General features: G+C 58.1%; 28 protein-coding genes and 3 pseudogenes. 10 read left to right on the top strand and 21 right to left on the bottom strand.

Annotation, left to right across the window (positions count from 1 at the left end; genetic code table 11):
• Positions 1-15: 15 nt before the first annotated feature.
• Entirely contained in the window at positions 16-945 is a 930-nt protein-coding gene (locus P3S72_RS20410; protein ID WP_276193816.1) for a LysR family transcriptional regulator, read from the bottom strand.
• A gap of 121 nt (positions 946-1,066) precedes the next feature.
• Between P3S72_RS20410 and P3S72_RS20415 the strand changes: the two are divergent.
• The 9 genes and pseudogenes from P3S72_RS20415 to P3S72_RS20455 all read left to right on the top strand — a co-directional run.
• Positions 1,067-1,387: pseudogene (locus P3S72_RS20415) on the top strand (site-specific integrase); the annotation flags it as partial.
• Positions 1,387-1,612, top strand: a pseudogene (locus P3S72_RS20420) (integrase); the annotation flags it as partial. The pseudogenes P3S72_RS20415 and P3S72_RS20420, both read left to right, overlap by 1 nt.
• 351 nt (positions 1,613-1,963) lie before the next feature.
• Positions 1,964-2,245: a hypothetical protein gene (locus P3S72_RS20425; RefSeq protein WP_276193817.1), complete on the top strand. Its 282-nt coding sequence runs from the start codon at positions 1,964-1,966 to the stop codon at positions 2,243-2,245.
• Between the two features lie 151 nt (positions 2,246-2,396).
• A complete protein-coding gene (locus P3S72_RS20430; protein ID WP_276193818.1) occupies positions 2,397-2,624 on the top strand; it encodes a hypothetical protein in 228 nt (75 codons plus the stop codon).
• Between the two features lie 54 nt (positions 2,625-2,678).
• A complete protein-coding gene (locus P3S72_RS20435) occupies positions 2,679-2,996 on the top strand; it encodes a hypothetical protein (protein WP_276193819.1) in 318 nt (105 codons plus the stop codon).
• A complete protein-coding gene (locus P3S72_RS20440) occupies positions 2,993-3,364 on the top strand; it encodes a hypothetical protein (RefSeq protein WP_276193820.1) in 372 nt (123 codons plus the stop codon). Before P3S72_RS20435 ends, P3S72_RS20440 begins: the two co-directional genes overlap by 4 nt.
• A gap of 97 nt (positions 3,365-3,461) precedes the next feature.
• The gene (locus tag P3S72_RS20445) at positions 3,462-3,677 is read left to right on the top strand and encodes a hypothetical protein (RefSeq protein ID WP_276193821.1); all 216 of its coding nucleotides are present in this window, start codon (positions 3,462-3,464) and stop codon (positions 3,675-3,677) included.
• A gap of 17 nt (positions 3,678-3,694) precedes the next feature.
• Positions 3,695-3,955, top strand: a complete 261-nt coding sequence (locus P3S72_RS20450; RefSeq protein ID WP_276193822.1) for a hypothetical protein — start codon at positions 3,695-3,697, stop codon at positions 3,953-3,955.
• Between the two features lie 582 nt (positions 3,956-4,537).
• The gene (locus P3S72_RS20455; protein WP_276193823.1) at positions 4,538-4,735 is read left to right on the top strand and encodes an AlpA family transcriptional regulator; all 198 of its coding nucleotides are present in this window, start codon (positions 4,538-4,540) and stop codon (positions 4,733-4,735) included.
• Between the two features lie 65 nt (positions 4,736-4,800).
• Here P3S72_RS20455 and P3S72_RS20460 read toward each other — a convergent pair.
• Positions 4,801-4,995 (bottom strand): annotated as a pseudogene (locus P3S72_RS20460) (hypothetical protein); the annotation flags it as partial.
• 262 nt (positions 4,996-5,257) lie between these two features.
• Here P3S72_RS20460 and P3S72_RS20465 point away from each other — a divergent pair.
• Positions 5,258-5,572, top strand: a complete 315-nt coding sequence (locus P3S72_RS20465; RefSeq protein ID WP_276193824.1) for a DUF3892 domain-containing protein — start codon at positions 5,258-5,260, stop codon at positions 5,570-5,572.
• Positions 5,573-5,687: 115 nt separating this feature from the next.
• Here the strand turns inward: P3S72_RS20465 and P3S72_RS20470 are convergent, their stop codons facing one another.
• The 19 genes from P3S72_RS20470 to P3S72_RS20560 all read right to left on the bottom strand — a co-directional run bounded on the left by P3S72_RS20470 (position 5,688) and on the right by P3S72_RS20560 (position 19,864).
• Positions 5,688-6,194 carry a lysis system i-spanin subunit Rz gene (locus P3S72_RS20470; RefSeq protein WP_276193825.1) on the bottom strand — a complete coding sequence of 169 codons (507 nt, stop codon included), beginning with the start codon at positions 6,192-6,194 and terminating at the stop codon, positions 5,688-5,690.
• The gene (locus tag P3S72_RS20475) at positions 6,191-6,724 is read right to left on the bottom strand and encodes a glycoside hydrolase family 19 protein (protein WP_276193826.1); all 534 of its coding nucleotides are present in this window, start codon (positions 6,722-6,724) and stop codon (positions 6,191-6,193) included. Before P3S72_RS20475 ends, P3S72_RS20470 begins: the two co-directional genes overlap by 4 nt.
• A gap of 54 nt (positions 6,725-6,778) precedes the next feature.
• Positions 6,779-7,828, bottom strand: coding sequence for a contractile injection system protein, VgrG/Pvc8 family (locus P3S72_RS20480; RefSeq protein ID WP_276193827.1), 1,050 nt, complete (start codon positions 7,826-7,828; stop codon positions 6,779-6,781).
• A gap of 95 nt (positions 7,829-7,923) precedes the next feature.
• Complete coding sequence (locus P3S72_RS20485; protein WP_276193828.1) at positions 7,924-8,130, bottom strand: tail protein X; 207 nt, start codon at positions 8,128-8,130, stop codon at positions 7,924-7,926.
• Positions 8,105-8,950, bottom strand: coding sequence for a phage tail protein (locus P3S72_RS20490; protein WP_276193829.1), 846 nt, complete (start codon positions 8,948-8,950; stop codon positions 8,105-8,107). The genes P3S72_RS20485 and P3S72_RS20490 overlap by 26 nt, the downstream gene beginning before the upstream one ends.
• 9 nt (positions 8,951-8,959) lie before the next feature.
• Positions 8,960-11,449 (bottom strand): phage tail tape measure protein, encoded by a 2,490-nt coding sequence (locus tag P3S72_RS20495; protein WP_276193830.1) that lies wholly within the window; start codon positions 11,447-11,449, stop codon positions 8,960-8,962.
• A gap of 148 nt (positions 11,450-11,597) precedes the next feature.
• Complete coding sequence (locus tag P3S72_RS20500; RefSeq protein ID WP_276193831.1) at positions 11,598-11,909, bottom strand: phage tail assembly protein; 312 nt, start codon at positions 11,907-11,909, stop codon at positions 11,598-11,600.
• Between the two features lie 11 nt (positions 11,910-11,920).
• The gene (locus P3S72_RS20505; RefSeq protein ID WP_276193832.1) at positions 11,921-12,424 is read right to left on the bottom strand and encodes a phage major tail tube protein; all 504 of its coding nucleotides are present in this window, start codon (positions 12,422-12,424) and stop codon (positions 11,921-11,923) included.
• 12 nt (positions 12,425-12,436) lie between these two features.
• Positions 12,437-13,603, bottom strand: coding sequence for a phage tail sheath family protein (locus tag P3S72_RS20510; protein WP_276193833.1), 1,167 nt, complete (start codon positions 13,601-13,603; stop codon positions 12,437-12,439).
• Between the two features lie 204 nt (positions 13,604-13,807).
• Positions 13,808-14,194, bottom strand: a complete 387-nt coding sequence (locus tag P3S72_RS20515; RefSeq protein WP_276193626.1) for a hypothetical protein — start codon at positions 14,192-14,194, stop codon at positions 13,808-13,810.
• Between the two features lie 10 nt (positions 14,195-14,204).
• The gene (locus P3S72_RS20520) at positions 14,205-15,995 is read right to left on the bottom strand and encodes a phage tail protein (RefSeq protein ID WP_276193834.1); all 1,791 of its coding nucleotides are present in this window, start codon (positions 15,993-15,995) and stop codon (positions 14,205-14,207) included.
• Positions 15,992-16,597 carry a phage tail protein I gene (locus tag P3S72_RS20525; RefSeq protein WP_276193835.1) on the bottom strand — a complete coding sequence of 202 codons (606 nt, stop codon included), beginning with the start codon at positions 16,595-16,597 and terminating at the stop codon, positions 15,992-15,994. Before P3S72_RS20525 ends, P3S72_RS20520 begins: the two co-directional genes overlap by 4 nt.
• Positions 16,575-17,474: a baseplate J/gp47 family protein gene (locus P3S72_RS20530; RefSeq protein WP_276193836.1), complete on the bottom strand. Its 900-nt coding sequence runs from the start codon at positions 17,472-17,474 to the stop codon at positions 16,575-16,577. Before P3S72_RS20530 ends, P3S72_RS20525 begins: the two co-directional genes overlap by 23 nt.
• Entirely contained in the window at positions 17,471-17,797 is a 327-nt protein-coding gene (locus P3S72_RS20535; protein ID WP_276193837.1) for a GPW/gp25 family protein, read from the bottom strand. The genes P3S72_RS20530 and P3S72_RS20535 overlap by 4 nt, the downstream gene beginning before the upstream one ends.
• A gap of 5 nt (positions 17,798-17,802) precedes the next feature.
• Positions 17,803-18,024 (bottom strand): hypothetical protein, encoded by a 222-nt coding sequence (locus tag P3S72_RS20540; RefSeq protein WP_276193838.1) that lies wholly within the window; start codon positions 18,022-18,024, stop codon positions 17,803-17,805.
• A 53-nt stretch (positions 18,025-18,077) separates the two neighbouring features.
• A complete protein-coding gene (locus P3S72_RS20545; RefSeq protein ID WP_276193839.1) occupies positions 18,078-18,683 on the bottom strand; it encodes a phage baseplate assembly protein V in 606 nt (201 codons plus the stop codon).
• Complete coding sequence (locus tag P3S72_RS20550; RefSeq protein ID WP_276193840.1) at positions 18,680-19,192, bottom strand: hypothetical protein; 513 nt, start codon at positions 19,190-19,192, stop codon at positions 18,680-18,682. Before P3S72_RS20550 ends, P3S72_RS20545 begins: the two co-directional genes overlap by 4 nt.
• The gene (locus P3S72_RS20555) at positions 19,167-19,550 is read right to left on the bottom strand and encodes a hypothetical protein (RefSeq protein WP_276193841.1); all 384 of its coding nucleotides are present in this window, start codon (positions 19,548-19,550) and stop codon (positions 19,167-19,169) included. The genes P3S72_RS20550 and P3S72_RS20555 overlap by 26 nt, the downstream gene beginning before the upstream one ends.
• Positions 19,550-19,864: a hypothetical protein gene (locus tag P3S72_RS20560; protein WP_017848173.1), complete on the bottom strand. Its 315-nt coding sequence runs from the start codon at positions 19,862-19,864 to the stop codon at positions 19,550-19,552. The genes P3S72_RS20555 and P3S72_RS20560 overlap by 1 nt, the downstream gene beginning before the upstream one ends.
• Positions 19,865-19,874 lie beyond the last annotated feature (10 nt).

The following is a 19,874-nucleotide window of genomic DNA, read 5'->3' on the forward strand; positions in this document are numbered from 1 at the left end:
CTGGCAACGCCCTGATCAGCGGATCCAGCCGCGCTCCAGCAAGGGCTTATCCCAACATGGCTCATCGCCAAAACTTTCCACAAGAAAATCAATCAGGGTGCGTACTTTCAAGGCCCGCCGCTGGGTTGCGGGGTACACCGCAGAAAAGCTGAAGGAGGACAGCGCATACTCAGGCAGGACAGGAATCAGCCGGCCGCTGAGCAGATCATCACTGGCGACCAGGGTCGGCAGGCAGACAATGCAGACCCCGGTCGACGCGTAGTCGCGCAGTAAATGCACCGAGTTTGATCGTACATGCCCTGGCAGGCTCAACTCGACCTGTTCGTCTGCCCCAGTGAAGATCCAACGGTTGCGTGAGGGATAGCCTTCGTACAACGCAATCTTGTGTTGCAACAGTTCCTGCGGGTGCGTGGGCATGCCGAACTCGGCGGCATAATCGGGCGACATGCAGAACAACCGGCGCACACTGAACAACCGGCGCTCGATCAGGGTTTCGGCCAGTGGCGGGAACATCTGGAACGCCACATCAAAGCCTTCTTCGATAGGGTCCACCACCCGATCATTGACGATGACGTCGACCTCAATGTCCGGATAAAGCCGCGTGAACTCAGCCAGCATCCTGCCGAAGTGGCCAATGGCAAAACCCGGCAGCATCTGCACGCGCAATTTGCCGGTGGGTTTGGCGCGCAACTCGCGCATATGCTCAGTCAGCGAGTTGAAACTCGCGACCATGTCTGCGCACTCCTTGTAGTACGTCTCTCCCACCTCGGACAGCCGCACATGACGAGTGCTGCGGTGGAATAGCGGCGCGTTGATGAACTGTTCCAGTTGTTGAATGCGGTGAGTGATTACCGAGCGGGTGACGCCCAATTGCTGAGCCGCCTTGGCGAAGTTTCCGGTCTCGGCAACACGGACAAAGGCTTCGACACTGAGTAAACGATCCATGGGGGCAGGCTCTCTGGAGTTTATGTTCTTGTAGGAGCAGCAGGTTAGCCTGTCGGCAGTTGGCTCTCCACAACCGTGAAGGAGCGCGACGTGTGTCTCTGAACCGAAAACCGCTGTTGCATGGCCGCGCAAATCCCTGACGGACATCCGCAAATCGCGCTACCAGGCCCGGGCGCTCATTGATGAGCCGATCAATCCCAACGAACACAAGAAAACCGCCAAGGCACAGGCTGATGCCGCGACGAACGCAAAAGCCGAACAGGAAAATTCGACGAAGCTGCAAACACTGATCGTCCAGGATCGGGTCAAGGCCTGGCTGTTGGATGACGTCGCACGTAAAGGAGGCAATACCGAGTTGCAACGGCGCTTTAACATGGACCTTTTGCCAGCACTCGACAGGACAGCGGTGAAGAATGTTGCCGAGTACGATCTTTGGGCGCTGAAGCCAGGGAGGCGGCGAACTGCTACGCGGGAAGGAAGAAAAGATGCCGGGCTTCCATGAGGTGCGAGCGCTGTCGCTGCACCTGTACAAGAAAGCCGGAAAGGATGGGCAGAAAATCGCGGGGCACGCGAGTGAGGCATGACAAAAAACTATCAGCGAGACCACGATGAAATCATCTGGGCCGAGGCAATTCCGGACCTGAATATCAGTGAAATAACTGGGTAGTTTTGCGCGGGTTTTGCGCAGACGCAAAAAAGCCGATCTATCTGATCGGCTTAAGTGTCTGATTTTACTCAGGAATAATGGTCGGGACGGAGTGATTCGAACACTCGACCCCTAGCACCCCATGCTGGGGGCTGAGTCCACATAACCTATTGTTTTTTAAAGAGTAAAACCACTTAAAGCGTCTGCAAAAAATGCGTTTTTTTGTGCTTATACAAACGGAACAACGCTGACTCCAGGGGAGGTTTTGCGCCGACCAGTGAAAACTTTGAACCATCTCGTCCTTGCTATGATTTTCCTAAAAAGACACCGTATGGCGGCAGGCCATTACGAGCCTCAAATTAAGGAGACTAGATGGACATTCAAAAACTAACGAGCTCATTAAAACCATGGCTTGCGCCCGAAACATGGCACACCGGGCACCCCCAAGATGACAAGCGATTCCACAGGGCACTCAAGGCTTCGTTTGATGAACAAGGCGTACACATCAGCTCTGATGACTTTCGACAGGCTATCGCTCTAGGCCTGAGCGACTACCGGCCCGGAGACGTCAAAGCGTTCGCCGAAGATATCGAGGGCTTTGCCCAGCGCGCTGAAGACATTGCGAGCTACCTCATCGACCTCAAGCCACAGTGATGTGTGGCCTGCCTGGTTTGATGGCAGGCCTATCTGTCCGTTATCGCCGTCTTTGGGGATGGCGACAATTTTTTGAGTATCTGCACTCTTGAGTTCATCCTAGGTGTCTGCTCATACTCGCAAAGTAGCAATGTGACTTTAAGGAAGCCTAATGGCACTCACCAAGCCAAACCAGCAACTGCGCCGCGACCTCAAGGCCATCGCCTTCAACCTTGAGCAGTCCTGTATCGACCTGGGAAAGCTGGCGGAAAAACTCAGCGATGCCGATGCCATAGCCCTAATGGGGTTGGTGGGCACGCTCTATGAGGAAGCAGACAGGCTGGTGGGGTATGCGGATGAGGTGAAGGCGGGGCAGATAAATCGAAGCAAGCCCGAGTAGGCGCATCGTGCGGCGCGGCGGAATGCTGTAACTTGAATTTGAGCGGGGACGATAATGACTGAAGCCGATAACACAATCATCCAGCGAAAAACGCTTGGAGAGCAGACGCTTTCACTCACGGTTGAGCAATTGCTTGATTTCATTGCTGCCAAGGGATCGGATAGCCCGTGCGAGGCTTGCGGCGCCAAAGATTGGTACTACGCGCAGGATGATGCAGGCCCCACGATCACAACCTCATCGAACGTCCGGAGCCCAAATACGGCGAGCTGGTTTTTCTTCATGAGCTGCAATAATTGCGCAAATACTCGGTTTCTGGAGGCGGGCAGAGTATGGGAGCACTACTTCGGCCCAAATAAGGAAACTGCTAAATGACAACCAATATCCGGCAGTTTCCCTCCATAGGTGACAAAAGTGGCGGCCCCGGCAATACTGGAAGTGGAAATCCACCCGGAGGCGACCAAATGGAAGCTCGCGTAGCAAAACTCGAAAGCCATGTAGAGTACATGCGCCGAGACATATCTGATCTTCGGTCGGACGTGAGGGCTATGGCGGCTGATGTAGTCTCATTAAAAATCGCGTCGTCGAGTGCCGGAACCAAACTTGATCACATTGATAAGCACATGATCACCAAGGGCCAACTGTCGCTGTACGCTCTTCTAACACTGCTCCCTGTCATCGGCGGCGGTTGGTGGATCGTTCAGCAATACCTCGCACCGCTTTTAAAGGCGCTGCCGCACTAATCTTTTCTGCCATAATGATCAGCCCGGCCCTGCGCCGGGCTTCTTGTTTCTGCCCTCCCTGCTACGCTTCTGGCTCCCTTCCCTTGGAGCCACAAGCATGACCGCGCCCTACTCCCTCACCGATACCTTGGAACGAATCTACGAGAACCAGCTTGCCCTTGAGGCTGCGCTGATGGAGTTGACGCTGCTCGTCGAAAGCCAAGGCCATACGGATGCCGGCCAGAACGTGCGCGGCGCCATTGAGGCAATCGGAGAGAACGCAGGGCATATCAAGCAGGGTCTTGCACGACTACGGGCGAACGTTAACAGATAGAAAATTCAGGAGGCTGTATGAATGATCAAAGCGAAATTCTCTACGTACCAGATATAGCGAAAATGCTTGGCCGAAGTGAATCCTCAATCCGATCGGGGCTTCAGGGAGGAGCTGCCTGGATTCCTAAGAACTTCAAAATGGGGAATAGAATTTGCTGGCTTAAATCCGATGTCATGCAGTTCCTAGTCGATTGCAGGGATGGCAATATCCAGACCAAGCCTAAAAGGCCTGGAAGGAAGCGGCGGGTGCCGCCAACCTTGAAAAGTATCGGCCGTTGATCGGCTGGCCATCTCGTCCACCAAGGCGATGCTAGGATTTAACTCTGGCGCGACCTCTTTCCAAATAGCCGACATGGCGCTCGCTGCGCACATCGACGAGGTCGCGCCTCACCTTTGGATACGGAGCGAATGAGCAAACTTACAATCCAGCCACGATTTCTCAGAGCTCATCAAGCACCTGGTTATCTGGGAATGTGCCGGGACGTCTTTAACAAGACCGTGCGACCCTATGTACATGAATTTCCGATAGGTAAGCAGGGCGTTGGCTTCGATCGCATAGAGCTCGACCAATGGGCAGATACGCACATCGCAGCGTATTCGGTCCACAAGAGAACAAATACAGAATCCCCGCCGCCTCCAATCGACAATCAGCAATCAAAGCGCAAAAAACGGGGCCCAATTACGACCGGTTTGAACGAAAGCGTATCCGCCCATAGGCAGCAAACCTCAGACGAATTCTATAGAGTGCTGGAAAGCATTCGGGGTAAGCCTGCGGCAAAGAATGATCGCAAGTGTATGCCTGCGAAAAAATAAAGATCGTTTATTACCGACTACTGTCGTCTACCTCGGTGGAGACAAAACATGACCATGACACACACCATTGATCGATTCCTTCGTCTCGCCGAGGCGCTACACGTCACTGGTTTGGGTCGCAATACGATATATCGAAGGATCAGAGAAGGAACCTTCCCAGGGCAAATTAGACTCGGGCCAAACTCAGTGGCTTGGCGGCAATCAGAAATAGATAAGTGGATGCTAAACCCGTATCCGCACGATTAACACGCAACAATCAGCGTGCCCGCCAGATCAAGTGGAGCGGTTGCTGATGGAGAGTAATCTCACCTCTACTGACACGCATTGACCGCTGCAACCAATTGCCGCTCATAGCCAATACGCTGCCGTCGCTCTGCCAACAAAGCAAGCACCTTAACTTCCAAGCTATCGGCCTTGCGCAAGCCAGCAGCGGCCCAGGGCGGCACCGCAACCTCCGACGCGCGGCATAGCACCTGCACAGGAACCTCGACACGCCCATACTGCAGCAGTATGGGCTGGAGAAGGTCGCACGCCGCTGACTGCGCGGCTTACGACGATCATCCGTCTAAAACTGGTAGACGAGATAGCGCCTGTTTAGCCCAATGAAACCGGCATAGGTCGAGGCAGTTTTAGACAGCAAAACCCTTGGCGGCGGGGCTGAAATATGTGCTTACGTGTTTGAAAGAGGCTTCAGCTTGAAATGCACGCCCGTGGCCACTATTTAGTCATCACCTCAATTCTGAGGCGACACCTAGGCAGGAGATGACCATGGCAGATTTTTGCATAACGAAAGTAAAGTACAGTTCTGACGGCCAGCACATCGAATGGCTCGCAGTACGTGAAGAGCTCGAGAAAACGGTCGGGACTGAACGACTCGTCCAGCGCGCCTTCGTTGCGTCTCTTATTCGATTAGGCCGTGCGTCGTTCATCACGCGAGTCTGGGACCAGGTCCAGGAGACCTTCAAAAAAGGCGCCGACGTTCACGTAGTCGAAGATCATTACCTTTCGACAGACCGAAACAACAGCAAGCGGGACAATCTCGGAAGTCTGCCGCTGATCAAAAGCGCATTACTCGCAAGCTGATACAGCATTCTCATGCGTCATCTCGCTCCAGATCCGCTGCCGGCGCCAAGTCAGCAGCGCCCTGCTCCGTTTTCCCAATTGAGGTCATGTTAATTTTCTCGACCACGAATGTAGGTCAGCGATTGATCGTCTTGACATAAGCCTGGCACGCCCGCAGCGCAATCAGTCCTTGGTCTCCGTCACCGGTGATTCCGAGAATTCGTTGAGCATGCGCTGGGTCAAGTTGGGCTCGCGCGGCTCCATGAACCACGCCGACGGCGCCGGGGGCGGCAGGCACGTTGCAGCCACTGGCTGAATCGGCGGCGTCGAGAAGGACTGACAGCCTGACATCAGAAGTGGCAAGGCGATCGCGCAGAACAGCCTGGTTGCGTTGAGCATCGGATAATTCCCTGGTGTGTTGTTGGTCCTGGCCGGCGAGCTGCTGCTCCAGGGCCAGGCGCTTGTCGGCCTCGTCGCTCGCCTGTTTGGCTGCTGCAGCACTGACCAGGCCGAGATCCGCCTGGAATTGGCCAGCTTGATCCGCCAACCTTCCGCCATAGCGCCAGTCCTGCACCTGCCAGGTGCCGGCGGCGCTGATGACCATCGTCAGCAGCATCGCGCCCAGAATCTGCCCGGGCGTCATGCCAGCACCTTTTTCGCCTTGCCCCACAACTGCAGGCGATCGTCCAGGCCGTTGATCCCACCGTTGATGCGGCGGGTGATCTTCACGAAGTCGCCCTGGTCCGCCAGCGTGTTCAGGCCTTTCATAGACCAGAACCAAGCCGCCGACATCGCGGCGTGCTGTGGCAGCTCGAGCAGCTCTGGCTTACTGAGCAGGTCTAGGCCCAAGGCTTCACCGCACGCAGCGTAGTTGGCCCGGCCGGTGATCTGGATCAGGCCACGGCCACGGTACTTGGAGCCGTCGCCCGCGACGGTATTGCCAAGGTCTGCGCGACCTTCATAGCCAGCCTGTTGCGTGGTCGGCCCCCACAGCTCTTTCAGCCAGCGGAACTGGCCCGACTCGTGCCCGACCTGGGCGATGAATGCCGCGGCGCGCAGCGTGCCGACAATACCGTAACGGTTCATGGCCGTGTTCAGAGCAGGAACGAAAACGCCGGCTTGGCGGCCGGCGTTCGGGAGGATCTGCAGCAACTGCTGCTGAGTGATGGGCATACAAGCTCCTAACATGAGTAGCCCGCACTTGGCGGGGGTTGTGGTGCGCGACCGCTACGCCAGGCTGACGACTTTGACGGGCTTAGCGGCTTTCTTCGTTTTCTTGCCTTTGGCTTTGGCCTTGCCCTTTTTGCCGCCGTTGCACTCAACGGTGGTGGACCAGCCCGCTTGAGTGAATGTCTGTTCCACCGAATCCACCAAGTACTCGCCATCGAGCCCCACCTTGAAGCCCTGGGCATTAATTGAGCGCTCCGCGAATAGGTCCGTGCGCCCGTCCATTTCCAGACGCACGCCAGCCGTCGAGCGGTTGAACGCAGCCAAGCGCGCCTTAGCTGCGGATTCGGCAGCAGTCTTGTTCGGGTGAATATGTCGGTCGGTGTGTACTGCCGGCAGGCCGTCAGGCACGTCGTCATTCTCCAGGGAGACCACTGACAACTTGCCCGTCTTCTTGTCTTGATGCTTTGCCGCCACGGTCTTGTGCGCGTTGCGGTCGCCTAAGCGAAACTGCCAGCGGCTTACGTCGCTGCGCGTTAGGGTTATCGCGCCAATAGCCTTGCCGCTGGCACTCAGGCCCGCTTGGCGCTGCATAACCATCAACTTGCCGTCGCCCACCTTGGCGGTGCAGTCATATTGCTTGGCCAGCCGCGTGACAAAGCTGAAGTCAGATTCGTGGAGCTGGTCAGCCCGGGCGACCTTCGTGGCGATAGTGCAGGCCGGCATCCAGCCATTGCGCGCCGCGATATCGGAAACGATTTTCGACAGCGGCACGTCTTCCCAGCTGCCGCTGCGGATCGATTTACCGGTGCCGCGCATATCGCTGGCCTTGCCCCGAATAACGATGGTGTCCGGTGGACCGGATACCTCGATCTCGTCGACCACATAGCGACCCAGGCGCACCAGCGAGGTTTCGGCATAGCCCAGGTAGACCTCAATCCCGGCGCCACGCTTGGGCAGCGTTACCAGGCCGTCGCGGTCATCAATGCGCAACTCAAACTCGTCCGACTCCATGCCGGGCTTGTCGGTGGTGCGCAACAGCAAAAGCCGATCGTTAATCAGCGACGTGATGTCGGAACCGTTCGCGACGATTCTAAATTGGGGAGTCATAGGGCATTGGCCAATAAAAAAACCCGCACTGGGCGGGCTTTAGGGAAAAGGGGCGTTCCGCATAACGGAACAAGGGCGCAGCCGATAGAACTGAATCAATCCCACAGGGCCACCTGTTCATCCACAGGGCCTGGCAGATCCGGCAAGACAATCTGCACGCCGGCACGGTAAGGCTGATCCTCATCCGCCAGGCCCTGATTGGCCGCCAGCACAGCCTCAACACTGCCCACCAGATGGCCATAGAAGTTATGGCAAATGGTATCGAGCAGATCCCCGTCAGATGTTCTGCATGTCGTCGCCATAACGCACAAACTCCAAGGTAAAGGCCTGTTTGCGAGGGATACCACCCTGCATCAGCGCGCTTTGGTCTTCGTCAATGTTCGTTAGGCACCAGGTGCCCAGCACAAAGCCATACCCCGTGGTCAGGGTCACCGGCTTGAGCTGGGAGCCTATCGAGCGCAGCGTGTTGAGCTGTTCCAGCCCGCCACGGTAGCCCGGGAAAATATCGCCCTTGAGCGTGATTTTCTCGTCACCCATACCCACGGCCTGCTGGGCCGACCGGCGCGTCAGGCGCTCTTGTGAGGCCCAGCGGTATGCCGTCGAGCGGCGCAGCGAATCAAAGGCCGCCGTATCAAGGTTGAAGTAATACGGCTGCGCCTTCGGGTCCAGCGGCTGAATGATCAGCAGATGGGGGAAAGGCTTCACCGCCTCTTTCGCCGGAGTTGCATCCGTGGCGAATGCACCGGTGGGAATGATGTTGGCCAGTGACGGGTCAATCATTCCGGCGATCTTGTTGACAGCGGTTGCTGCCCTCCCTGCCTGCTCTTTTAGCGTGCCCATGCGCTCATCAATCTGCGACAAGGCGCGGGAAGCACGATTGTAGGTTGCGATAACCTTTCCAACCTTGGCCTGGGCCGTAGAAATCCCGCGCATGACTCGCTGTAGCTTCGCCCCCACCGCAGGACCAATAAACGGCAGATCCTCCAGTTCATTGGCAGCGCCGGTGATTTCGCTGATGGCACCATTTACCGGTCCCATCATGCCATCGATACTGCGCCGGCCCGCTTCACCGGCCGAGGCCAGATACTTCAGGCCGGACTGTAGCTGTGCCAGTGATTCCATATTTCCCCCTTAGACATGCGGCGCGTCGTAGAGCTTGCGGTTTTCGAGCTGCTGGGCGATTTCCCGTTGCTGCTGCTCCATCAGAGGACGCAACTGGGCAATGATCTCGTTTGGATCCTTCACATCGCCCTGCACCGTCAGCGTGATAGGCGCGTGAATATCCACCTTGGTCTCGAACTTCGCCGGTTGCACCTTCGCAACCACGGCCGCCGCAAGTGGCGCCGCAACCGCGTCGGCATTGGCTTGTGGCATCATCATGGACCGCGCAACATCACCCGGGTTAACAGTGCCAGGCGTTGCCGGCAAAGCGCCCTGGCCTGGATTGGTCAACATCAGCGGCCCGGTGCGCGAAGGCGCAAGCGACTTGGCGATATCCCCCAGCACTGGGGGAATGTCCTTGCCGGCATCCTTCATCATCAACGGACCGGCCACGGGCATGACCTTCTTGCTTTCGTCAGAGCCAAACATCGACTTGCCGATGGCACCGCCCAGGGCATCACCACCCAAGCTCCCCAGATAGCCACCAATCAGGCCGCCCAGGATGGTGCCAATTACCGGCACCGCCGAACCGATGGCAGCACCAGCCGCCGCACCCGCGAGCGTGCCAGCCAGTCCGCCAGCCGCCGCGCCATAGCCTTCGGCTTTTTCGTCCTGGGTTTCAGCGTTGTCGTAAGTTTCTTTGACCTTAAAACCGGCTTCTATCACGGCCAATACTGCCGGCCCCTTCATGCCTGCCCCAATGCCACGCCCGGGGCTTCGGCCACCACGGCCACCGCCCTTGCCCTTACCTTTTCCATCCTTGCCGCCAGCGTCATCGACGCCGCCCAAATCCATGCCACCAGATCCGCCCGTGGGCATGTTGGTGACAATGACTTTTTGCGGGATGTTCGGATTGCCCATCAGCGAGCCGCGCCCAATGTTGAGCAGCCCCTTGGCGATCTTGAATCCGCTCATAGCGGTCTGGAACGCGATCACAGCCGCCACGGCGGCACCAATCCCCGTCACAACCCGGGGCGACTCGTCCGACAGCTTGGCCATCCCCTGGGTGACATAGGCCAACCCATCCGCCACTTTGTCAGTGACCGGTCGGAATGCGTCACCAATGGCGCGCATGGCTTCGTCCATGCCCTGGGCCATTTCCGACCATTTCTGCGCTGACGCCTGCCGGCGCTCCTCAAGGTTCTTATCAAGGATCCCGGTGGCACTGGCCGAGTCTTTCTTGAGCTGGGCATACAGTTCTTTGTTCTGCATATAGGCCGTCAAAGCGCCCTTAACCTGCATGTCCGCGAACAGATCCCCGGTCCGCAAAGCCTGCTCCAGGGACGCAATCATGGCCTTGGCTTTCTCGGGGTCAGTCTCCTTACTGATCTTCGCCGTAGCGGCCGCCATGGCGGCGGCCTTCTTCGGATCCGTTGCCGCAATGTACTTCTGTGCCAGCTCAAAGCTGGATTCAAGGGTGGATTTACCATTCTGCAGGCCGGTATTCATCGACCCTTGGTAGTCAATCCCGGCATCCTTGTAGGCCTTGACCGTATCGCCAGAACCGATTTTCTCCATCCAGTTCTTGAGGTTGTTGGCCGCCTCATCAGCACCGCCGGCGGTCTTCATTTGCACCTGAAGCATTGAGCCCAGTTGCGTCACGGCATCCATGCCGGTAATGCCGATCTTGCCCATACCCGCCAACAACTCAGGGAACCAACGCGCCATGTCGGCCGCTTCAAAACTGCCTGCTTGGCCCTGATAGGCGATGGCCTCCAGCGCCTTTTGCATCACGTCCGGGTCAGAGATTTTGGCGTTCTGCCCCAGGGCGTTGATCATACGGGCCGTTTCGCCGCCGTCCGAACCCTGGCCAATTGCAAACTTGGCCGCCACCGGCGCGTATGACAGAGCCTTATCCAGCTCCATGCCGGCACCCACCAGGGCGTTGACCACCTCGGCCACCTGATTGCGCGCCATGCCGGTATCACGCGAAGTGCCGATGATCGTTTTCGACATCTGCGCTTCTTCGGGCTTGTTGGCAATGTTCGCCTTGATCGCAATGTCACGAATAATCGCGCCAAAGTCCGCGCTCACTTTCGTCGGAATGGCCATTGCTGCTGTGGCGGCCGCCGCCTGGCCAATGCTGCTTTTCATCTGCTGCTTACCAGCATCGAGCTGCTTATGGCCCTTGGCTTTAAGCTCAGCCTTAGTTGCCACCAGCCCCATGGCCGCGTAAGCCTTGGTCAGGTTGCGCACTTCCACGCCCTGCTTACGCAGGCCATCCAGATTGTTCTCCAGCTTTCGCCGTAGCGCTTCGGCGCCCTTGTCGCCGGCCATGTGCGCTTTGCGCCATTCATCGCGAAGGCGCATGGTTTCGCCAATGGTTTTTTCCAGCACCCGCGCCCGGGAACCTTGTTCCTCCAGCTTCTTGATTTTGTTGCTGACGTCCTTGAACGCCGCCCCTACCGTCGAGCTGACAGCCCCGCCAATGACCAGGCCGAGAGCAAGTTTGTTTGCCATGTGCGCGCCCTATACGTCGGGAAGATCAACAGCGGCTCAATCCGTGAGCCACCACACCATCACGTTAAAGGGCATGGCCAGGATCTCGGCAGCCGAGAAACCCGTCTCTTTTGCCAATCGCTTGGCCAGCACCTTAAGCGTGCCCTCGTTACACGTCGTCTTCTTCAACCAGGCGAAAATAGCCCGCCTGAAGGCGCATGTAGTCCTTGTATTTGAGGCTGGTGAGCTCTGCCTCGGTAGCCGTGAGCAGACTGCAAAACAGGTTCAACTCCACCTTTTCATGGTCACCATTGCCGGCGATTTTGGCGGCCATAACGTCTTTTACGCTGGGTGCGCGCATCATCAGTTTGTCGGTCAAAACGCCATTGAGATTGGCCTTGTGCTTGAGCGTTACGGTAACGCCATCGTCACTCAGGATCAGCCAGGACGGGAGCGGTGCAGCGAGAGATACGTTGGTCATGTCATCAATCCTTAAAGGCCCAGGGCCGAACGCTCAGCGGCCAACTGATCAACACCGTTGATCACCTGCACCATGTTGGCAAAGTCGATTTCGAACATCACACGCCCGTCGATTTCGAGCTTGTAGTAGGTAACGGCCATGGCGTGCTTGATTTCGGCCTTGTCGCCTGGCTTCCAATCGCCCATGTCCACTTCTTTGAGCGACCCGCGCAGCGTCACAGTTACCGCCTTGACGGTGCCTTTCTGGCCCTTGAACGATCCACGGAAAACAGCGTTGCACGCCGTCTGATCCGCCAGGCCGAAGAACTTCAACGCCTCACGACGCACGCCGTTGGTGGTGAATGCTGCCTCCAGCTTTTCCAAGCCGGTAGGCAGGTCGACAGGGCCGCTCATACCGCCGCCCCGGTATTCCTCGGATTTGATCGACAGCTTGGGCAGCGTCATGGACGGCACGTCACCGGAAAAGCTCACGCCATCAACGAACATGACGCAGTTGGTCAACATTTCAGGAATCATTGCTCGGCCCCCTTAGGCTGCTTCAAGTACTTCGGTCAGCCACTCGTTGGTGACCTCGATCAGGAAATTCGGGTTCTCAGCCGGCGGCACGTCGGTAAAGCGAATGCGCCAGAAGACTTTGCCCTGCTCCAACTGGGAGGCCGTGTTCAGCTCGGTGTCGGCGTAGACCTCGAAGTTGATCACCGCGCCAGAGTTCTTCTGGTCGCGCATGAAGGACTGAAGCCCGGCGGTAACGTCCGAGACGTAGGTTTTCGTGATCGAGCGGTCAACGGCCCATTTGTGCCCCGCCTGGATCGCATCCATGAGGATGTCGCAGGTACGCACGCGGGTGACGAACGACCACTTGGCATCAGCCGAACAAGTGCGGTTACCCCACAGGCGGTAGCCGCCGTCACGGATGATCGTGGTGATGTTCGCGTTATTGAGCAGGTTTGCCCGGCACGTTGCGTCGCCATCCAAGTACTCCACCGGCCGGGTGGTACCGGTGATGCCTACGAACTCTTTGTTCGATGGCGACGCCCAGTAGCCGTACTCGGCATCAGTCCAGGCAAACAGACCCGCCACCCAGGCCGAGGCCGGGGCATCCACGGTCGCGCTGTCGACGGTGCTCCAGAACTGCACGCCCGGATCCACCAGATAGATCCGCTTACTGCCGAAGTTCAACGCGTAGGCCATAGCGGCCTCATCGGTGGTGTTCGGGCCATCAATGATTGCAAGCGCGCGCAGCTTGCCGGCCAGCGCATCCATAGCGGTGGCCACCGCCTGCGTGGCCGAGTGCCCCGGAGCGATCAACAGCTTGGGCTGGGCGTTGTGTCGGCTCTTGCCGTCCAGCAGCGCCTGAAGGCCGGTGCGCTGCCCATCCGCCAGAACACCACCAATAATGGCGGACGTTTGAAGCGCGGCGTCAGCGAGCTTAGGAACGCCAATGGCGACGATTACAGCCTTCGCCCGTACATAGATCGCCTGGCAAGCGCGGGTAATCGCCGAGTCCGCTCCGAACGCTGCAATGGCTTCACGCTCGGACGTGATCAGCTTCAGCTCGCCGGCCTTGGCATTACCGCCGCCAAGAATGCCCGGGGTGAAGGTGTCGCATAGGCCGATGATCGAGGACGACGGGAGCGTGATGGTGCGCGCGCCGGTGTCGATCAGCGAGGTGGTGATGCCGTGAAAGAAACTCATAAGGCTCAATCTCCAGAAACGAAAAAGCCCCGCATAAGCGAGGCCGTGGTTGTTCGTGTTGCGTGTAAAGCACGACGCCTAGGCTGGAATGCCGGCGGCGCTTAAATAGACTTCCAGGGGTTGACCTTGAATTGGCCTGCTCGCTCACGGGAGTGGGAGGGCCTTGGCTGACTTGCAGGCAACATCTGCTGACCGCCCTCTTTTTTATTGCGTGACTTCTTCTGGCCAGGGGTACAGCGACTGAATTTCCTTGTAGCGCGCGATACCTGCATCCCGTACAACTTCCCAGCCAGATTCGCCCATAGCCTGCATGCGATTAGCCTCCGCGAAGTAACGGTCCGAACCTTTCAAGGGGTCGGCATAGGCCGTAATACGCAGACGCTCAACGTCCTGCAGAGTCAGGAGAACAGGAGGCAGCGGTAGTTTCACGATCTCGCCCTCTGCGCGGAGCGTCCAAATACCGTCGACCTCGTTGATAAGTCTCGACCAAAGGACAGCATCGACCCCCACAGCCCCTTCCGGGATTGCATGGGTTCCCTTGATCAAACGCTGGTAAAGCGTTCCGTCTGAATGAAACGTTGCGTAGTACATAGAACGGCCCTCAAGTACCGACGGCGATATAGCTCATACCCGCCGAGCCAGTGACACCATTGTTATAAGTTGTAAAACGGTCGGCAAAAACAGCGCCTTTGGAACCACCCGTGCCATCGCTCAGGCACACGGTGTAGGAACCTGACCCGCTGTTGTTATATGCCCCGACTACCACCGCACCGACATCGGTCGGGAAAGGGATGGGGAAATAGGAGGTATTAATTGCTGAACCTGTTAGCGAAACCCCAACGTTCCATTGAACAATCCAACCTTTCAACCACGTTGGGAACACGATATAGCCCGCCCGACCGATCAGAATTCGAAAGCCCCAGCGTTGTTTTTTCGGCGTCACGATGGTGCTGTCATCGTCACCAGCGTCGACCAGAACTTTAGAGGCAATCTGTGCAGTACCGAGCTTGCTCTCGGTGGCCTGGATCACTTTGGCCGCGATAGCCTGAAAAGTGCGCAATGCGTTCATTGGCTTGTTGGTGTCGGCTCCGGTTTCAGCCTCGACCTGACTCGCAAATGGGACACCGTAGGCAGATAGTGAATTGGGTAGCCCTGTTAGGGCAGAAAACTTGAGGCCAGTCAGGCCGGACCCATCACCACTGATAGGACCCGCAATTTCAACGCCACCGGTCGATACTCGGATACCGTAACCATTGACCCAGGGCGTTGCACCTAACCCCATGAAAACGACATTTACATTGTCGTTACTTCCGAGATAGCCAATACCTGCCTTTTCTCCATCAAATTGCCCTGCGATGAGTCCGGCGGCCCAGGAAGGCGACTGAACAGGGCGGATATAGACGCTTTTTGCGTCAGTCAGATTTAAAGAACCTGTGAGCGTGCCACCAGTCAGCGGCAATGCGTCAGTGATCCCACTACTGGCCAGCGTCGTAGGGTTGGTCCCCGCGATCACCCTCCCGCACTTGTCTACGGTGACATTTCTATAGGTGCCAGCAGCAATGCCTGTGCGCCCCGCCGCCATCTCAAAGACTAGCGCAGTAGTGCCCAGCACAATCGGCGCGTCAGTCACCAATTGCCAAACGCTGTCGCCGTTGGCGGCACCCGTTTCGACACTAACGAATAGGCCCGGCGTCACCTCGACGCTACTGTCAGCGTCCTGGGTTCGCTTCCACACGCCTGACGAGGAAACCACATACAAGCCGTTTTCCTTGGCTGCTGTTTGGTTCTTCACAAGCACGCGTGCATCCGCTGGCAACAGCACACCGTCGATGGTCTGCAAGCCGTTCAGAGCAATGTTGGCCGTAGTAGCCACCAACACCGAGTGCTTGAAGTCCAACTTCGCCAACGCTTCAATAATCTGCGTGTCCACGTATTCACGGGTCGCCAAAACTACCGCCGGATCAATCTTCAGAACAATATTCGCGGTGCTTGTAACGATGAAGTTCATACGAATAACTTGGGTCTTGCCGGTACCCTGGACCAACAAAGGCTTGAAGCTGGGCGCACAGTTGGCCACAGCAACCATGTCGCCATCAGCGTCATACAGAGCAAGTTCACGGATCCACTTACCCCCCACGTCGGCAGGTATTACCTGCTCTGTGATGATGATGTTCGGGTTAACCGGATCCGGTCGAACCTGATTGACTGGCGCCCGGCGCCACTCGTTGATCAGCTTAGTTTGGGTTCGGCTCGGGATAGGGTCCGTGTTATTGGCGTCACCTACTCCCATCTGAGTAAATGTCCAAGAAACGCCGAGCGCCGTTGCGTTTGCCTGTTTCGCCTCACCCACAGCAGTGAGGATGGCGAAGAACTGACTGTTCTGATCAATCATGGATACACGTCCAGGGTGTCAACTTCATCAATACACATGACCAGGCCATAAGAGCCGGTCACCTCGATATCGCGGGGGGTTGGAGGGTAAACGTCGATCACTTCACCCTCGCTTACACAGGCGCCAATGCCGATGTAGCCGGTGGATTCCAGGCTGATCGCCAGACCGGTCATATGCCGACTGACAGGTTTGGCGTCATCAATGAGCCGGGTCAGCTCTTCGTACATTTCTTCGGTAATGCCGGTGTCCAGCACGCCGACCTTCAGCGCGAAAGTTCCCGGCACGCCCTCCGGCACCGTCTGCCACCACTCCATGACTTCGATCAGGTAGCCCAGCGGCTCGACCACGCGGCGCAACGCGCCAATCGTGCCTTTGTGCTTGTGGATGTAGTACGAGGCCCTGATGGCGGCCCGCTTGGTCGCCTCGCTCCACCGGTAATCCCAGCGGTCGACCGACCAAGCCCACGCCAGATGCAGCAGCAAATGGGCCGGACACGTATCGGCGTTGTAGAGCGTGCGCAACGGAACAATGGTTTTTTCGTAGAACGCCGCCTCAATGGCCCGCTCTAGCTGGGTGCTATTACTGGGCAGCAGGCTTTTCATCCGCCAACCTCACGTCGTAACCGGTGCAGTACGCGGCCTGGGCCTTTGTAGGTGACAGGTCTACCCACCCGACCAGCTCAACACGAGAAACGCCGGCAACATGCACCTGGGCGTCCACAGCAGAGCGCGCCACCTCAATGCCGAGGCGCTTACGGGGGTTGATCCATTTCGAAAGGCGGGCTTTGGCTTCGGCCAAGGCGGCGTCACCTTCTGGTCCGGCGCTGTTCATGTGCAGGATGGCGTCAATTCGGTACTTCAGAATTTGGGCACCCTGGACTTTTACCCGGTCACCCAATGGCCGCACGTCCTCATCATTCAAAGCTGTAGCCACCGTGGCCAACAGTTCCGGCGTGGGCGTACCATCCCCCTCGGTACTCAGCACCGTTACGGTCACGCTTGCCGGCGACGGACTTTCCGCCGTGGCATCCCGCACGAGGCCGGATGCGTTACGTGCGTGCAGGATGTAGCTGTTACGCGGACCGGCCGTGGTCAAGCCCTCATAGGCCAACTGGATGCGCTCGCGATAAGGATCATCATCCTCAAGGACTTCGGCCATCGGTGGAACCGCCAGCAGATTCTCGGCCTGAATAACCAGGCGTGGCAGGTTGACGTTTGCGCCCAACTGATCAAGGTCACCCTTGATGGCGTGAGCCAACAGCAGCGCCTTGCATGCATCGTTAACCCGGGCACGGTTACCAACCTTGTTATAAGCCCCGACCTCCAGCAATTTGGAAACCGGATCACTTTCGAGCGCGGCATTCCAGTTGTCGCCCATATAGGCGCGAAACGCCGACAGCCCTTCGTCGTAGACCTCTTCGAAGTCCAGCGGCTCAAGCACCTCCGGCGCCGGCAAGGCCGACAAGTCCACGATGCTCATACGCTTACCTCCAAGACAAAGCTGTCGCCCAGGTAATTGCCGGCAACGCTCATATTGATTTTCCCGTCCAGCAGCGACAGCGCCGTCACGCGCTCAAGCTTTAGGCGCGGCTCATTACGGCCGAGGGCATGGGCCGCTTCGGCCTGAACCGCACTTTTCCAGCCGGCATTGATTGGCAAGTCAACAAACAGGCGTAGCTTGCTGCCGTACTCCGGCCGGTGCCGGCGACTGCCCAGGGGCGTACTTAAGATGTCCGCGATGGACTGTCGCAAATGCTCGATGCCGGATATGGGTTGCCCGGTGTGGCGATCCATTCCGATCATCTGGCTTAGCCCTCCTGGGCGGCGTATTCGCTATTAGCCTTCAGGAAGGCCACAGCCTCTTTATCGGACTCCGGCACCACCACCAGATGCTTGGCAACCGGGTAAGTACGATCGGTACCAGGCACAACCAACGTGCGCGACGTGTAGACCAGATCGCGGAACGTCAAAGACGCCGGCACGGTAGTGGCTTGTTCTTCGGTTGCGGGCGTCTCGATGGTCTTGGCCATGATTTCTCCGGGCATGAAAAAGCCCGCACGCGGCGGGCTGTAGGTGAATTTGATTAGTGCTTGTGGTGGTTGTCGCTATTACCGGCCGCTAGGATGTCGGCGGCACCGGTGATGCTTTGCGTTACGTGTAACGGGCCGTCAATTTCTACCGCACCGATCAACGCTATCTGAGGCGATTTAATCGCCGCCCAACCGGGCGCCAGGTCGAACTCGGTACCGCCAACCGTCGCATTCACCGCGTTATCCGTAACGGTCACAACGGTGCTGCCCACTTTGATAGTGACGGTACCAGTCGGCAGGGTGATGGTGTAGGTTTTGGCCGCCCAGTCGTAAACCAGCGAGCCGCCATCGTCAAAACGCCAGACTTCGACATGATCGCGGTTATCCGGCGGGCCGCCGGCATCGCCGTACAACCCTGGGATAAACGTGCCCATGCCCGCCTGGCCGCTGGGACTGAACAACACCCCCTGCTCGCCCAGGCTGGGCGCGCGCCAGTGCCGCGCCTTACCGGCCGCCAGGCTATGCCAGCGCACCCAGGCGCTCGTCCATTCGCCATTGCTGACGCGCACCGCCGGTGCCGCCAGATCAACACCGACCACCACACAGGGCATCAGCATGGCGGCAATCATGCGGTCATGTTCCGCACTTGCGTAGCTCACGGCAGTTCCTCGGGCGGGAAAAACTGGTCTTTTGTGTCATCGTTGAACCCGAACATCAGTGAGCCAGGCGACTCATCGGGCCATGGCCACGCCAATTCCCCGACCTCGAAAGGCTGGATCCACTGCACCGACCACATGACGAACTGCTCAAGCTCCGCAGTCGGGGCTTCAGGCTGGGCGTGGACCTGCTCCGGCGGGCCGGTGACAAAATCCAAATCCCAAAACTGATTCTTGAGCACTGTCGTCATTTGGGCCGCAAGGATAGCGGCCTGTAGCGATGCCTTAGGCCGGTCAGCCTCGATCAAAATACAGGACTGAAAGCGGCCAATGAGCGCCGTCTTGCCCTCCCCCCGGTCAATACCAAGGGTCATATCAGTGATGCCGTACAGCAACGCCGGAGTCTTCACCTCGGCATCCAGCTCCGGAAACTGCTCGACGTGCAGCACGCGGGGCATGCGCTCGCTGATAATGCGAGTGATCGCTTCATGTAATGTCGTCAGTTCGCTCATTGGGCACGCTCAGCACCAGGTCAACCATGCCCGAGCCGTCAGGCTTCAAGCGCACGACCTTGTAGCGGCCACCCCCCAGCAAGGGCGGTAGCTCAATGGTAAGAAAGTCGCCCTTTTTGACGCCTTGTACGTCAACCACTCGCACGGTCAGGGTGGGTTCTAATACCTCGTCGGCATTGATTGCCCCGCCCAGGCGTGCGGCGCCGCTCTTGCCGCCGCCAATCTCTGCGCCGACAAAGGGGGAAGTAAAGGCCCCTGATATGTCGCGCCCGTCTGCGAGGGTGACCGGATCGCCCAAACGACTCACCAGTAACGCGTCCACGCGGTCAGCCACGTCTCTGAAACGGGCACCGGCCATTACTGAACGATCAGCACTTCGGCATAACCGCCGACCGAATCGGTCAACAGCTTGCCGTAGGGGGCCGAGTCCGCCGTGCCCGACGCGACCAGGGCGCCCGCCTTGACGCTGGCTTTCATGCCCGCCTTCAGCGCGGCATCGGCCGGCACGCTCCAGTTGCCGCCGGTGCGGTAGACGATCACCGTGCCCTTGGGGCCGCCCTGCAGCGGCATCACGGCCAGATCATTGATCACCTGGGGCACGCCCGCGACAGAGCCGCCGGTGGGGGCTGGCAAGGTGACGGTTTCGCCATTGCTTACATAGTTGGTGGACATAGACTTTTTC

The sequence above is a fragment of the Pseudomonas sp. D3 genome, from assembly GCF_029320995.1.
GTDB classification, from domain to species: domain Bacteria; phylum Pseudomonadota; class Gammaproteobacteria; order Pseudomonadales; family Pseudomonadaceae; genus Aquipseudomonas; species Aquipseudomonas paraveronii.

Excerpts from the sequence above, each read along its gene's own strand:
- P3S72_RS20410 (WP_276193816.1), bottom strand. The coding sequence starts at position 945 with ATGGATCGTTTACTCAGTGTCGAAGCCTTTGTCCGTGTTGCCGAGACC.
- P3S72_RS20425 (WP_276193817.1), top strand. The coding sequence starts at position 1,964 with ATGGACATTCAAAAACTAACGAGCTCATTAAAACCATGGCTTGCGCCC.
- P3S72_RS20430 (WP_276193818.1), top strand. The coding sequence starts at position 2,397 with ATGGCACTCACCAAGCCAAACCAGCAACTGCGCCGCGACCTCAAGGCC.
- P3S72_RS20435 (WP_276193819.1), top strand. The coding sequence starts at position 2,679 with ATGACTGAAGCCGATAACACAATCATCCAGCGAAAAACGCTTGGAGAG.
- P3S72_RS20440 (WP_276193820.1), top strand. The coding sequence starts at position 2,993 with ATGACAACCAATATCCGGCAGTTTCCCTCCATAGGTGACAAAAGTGGC.
- P3S72_RS20445 (WP_276193821.1), top strand. The coding sequence starts at position 3,462 with ATGACCGCGCCCTACTCCCTCACCGATACCTTGGAACGAATCTACGAG.
- P3S72_RS20450 (WP_276193822.1), top strand. The coding sequence starts at position 3,695 with ATGAATGATCAAAGCGAAATTCTCTACGTACCAGATATAGCGAAAATG.
- P3S72_RS20455 (WP_276193823.1), top strand. The coding sequence starts at position 4,538 with ATGACCATGACACACACCATTGATCGATTCCTTCGTCTCGCCGAGGCG.
- P3S72_RS20465 (WP_276193824.1), top strand. The coding sequence starts at position 5,258 with ATGGCAGATTTTTGCATAACGAAAGTAAAGTACAGTTCTGACGGCCAG.
- P3S72_RS20470 (WP_276193825.1), bottom strand. The coding sequence starts at position 6,194 with ATGACGCCCGGGCAGATTCTGGGCGCGATGCTGCTGACGATGGTCATC.
- P3S72_RS20475 (WP_276193826.1), bottom strand. The coding sequence starts at position 6,724 with ATGCCCATCACTCAGCAGCAGTTGCTGCAGATCCTCCCGAACGCCGGC.
- P3S72_RS20480 (WP_276193827.1), bottom strand. The coding sequence starts at position 7,828 with ATGACTCCCCAATTTAGAATCGTCGCGAACGGTTCCGACATCACGTCG.
- P3S72_RS20485 (WP_276193828.1), bottom strand. The coding sequence starts at position 8,130 with ATGGCGACGACATGCAGAACATCTGACGGGGATCTGCTCGATACCATT.
- P3S72_RS20490 (WP_276193829.1), bottom strand. The coding sequence starts at position 8,950 with ATGGAATCACTGGCACAGCTACAGTCCGGCCTGAAGTATCTGGCCTCG.
- P3S72_RS20495 (WP_276193830.1), bottom strand. The coding sequence starts at position 11,449 with ATGGCAAACAAACTTGCTCTCGGCCTGGTCATTGGCGGGGCTGTCAGC.
- P3S72_RS20500 (WP_276193831.1), bottom strand. The coding sequence starts at position 11,909 with ATGACCAACGTATCTCTCGCTGCACCGCTCCCGTCCTGGCTGATCCTG.
- P3S72_RS20505 (WP_276193832.1), bottom strand. The coding sequence starts at position 12,424 with ATGATTCCTGAAATGTTGACCAACTGCGTCATGTTCGTTGATGGCGTG.
- P3S72_RS20510 (WP_276193833.1), bottom strand. The coding sequence starts at position 13,603 with ATGAGTTTCTTTCACGGCATCACCACCTCGCTGATCGACACCGGCGCG.
- P3S72_RS20515 (WP_276193626.1), bottom strand. The coding sequence starts at position 14,194 with ATGTACTACGCAACGTTTCATTCAGACGGAACGCTTTACCAGCGTTTG.
- P3S72_RS20520 (WP_276193834.1), bottom strand. The coding sequence starts at position 15,995 with ATGATTGATCAGAACAGTCAGTTCTTCGCCATCCTCACTGCTGTGGGT.
- P3S72_RS20525 (WP_276193835.1), bottom strand. The coding sequence starts at position 16,597 with ATGAAAAGCCTGCTGCCCAGTAATAGCACCCAGCTAGAGCGGGCCATT.
- P3S72_RS20530 (WP_276193836.1), bottom strand. The coding sequence starts at position 17,474 with ATGAGCATCGTGGACTTGTCGGCCTTGCCGGCGCCGGAGGTGCTTGAG.
- P3S72_RS20535 (WP_276193837.1), bottom strand. The coding sequence starts at position 17,797 with ATGATCGGAATGGATCGCCACACCGGGCAACCCATATCCGGCATCGAG.
- P3S72_RS20540 (WP_276193838.1), bottom strand. The coding sequence starts at position 18,024 with ATGGCCAAGACCATCGAGACGCCCGCAACCGAAGAACAAGCCACTACC.
- P3S72_RS20550 (WP_276193840.1), bottom strand. The coding sequence starts at position 19,192 with ATGAGCGAACTGACGACATTACATGAAGCGATCACTCGCATTATCAGC.
- P3S72_RS20555 (WP_276193841.1), bottom strand. The coding sequence starts at position 19,550 with ATGGCCGGTGCCCGTTTCAGAGACGTGGCTGACCGCGTGGACGCGTTA.
- P3S72_RS20560 (WP_017848173.1), bottom strand. The coding sequence starts at position 19,864 with ATGTCCACCAACTATGTAAGCAATGGCGAAACCGTCACCTTGCCAGCC.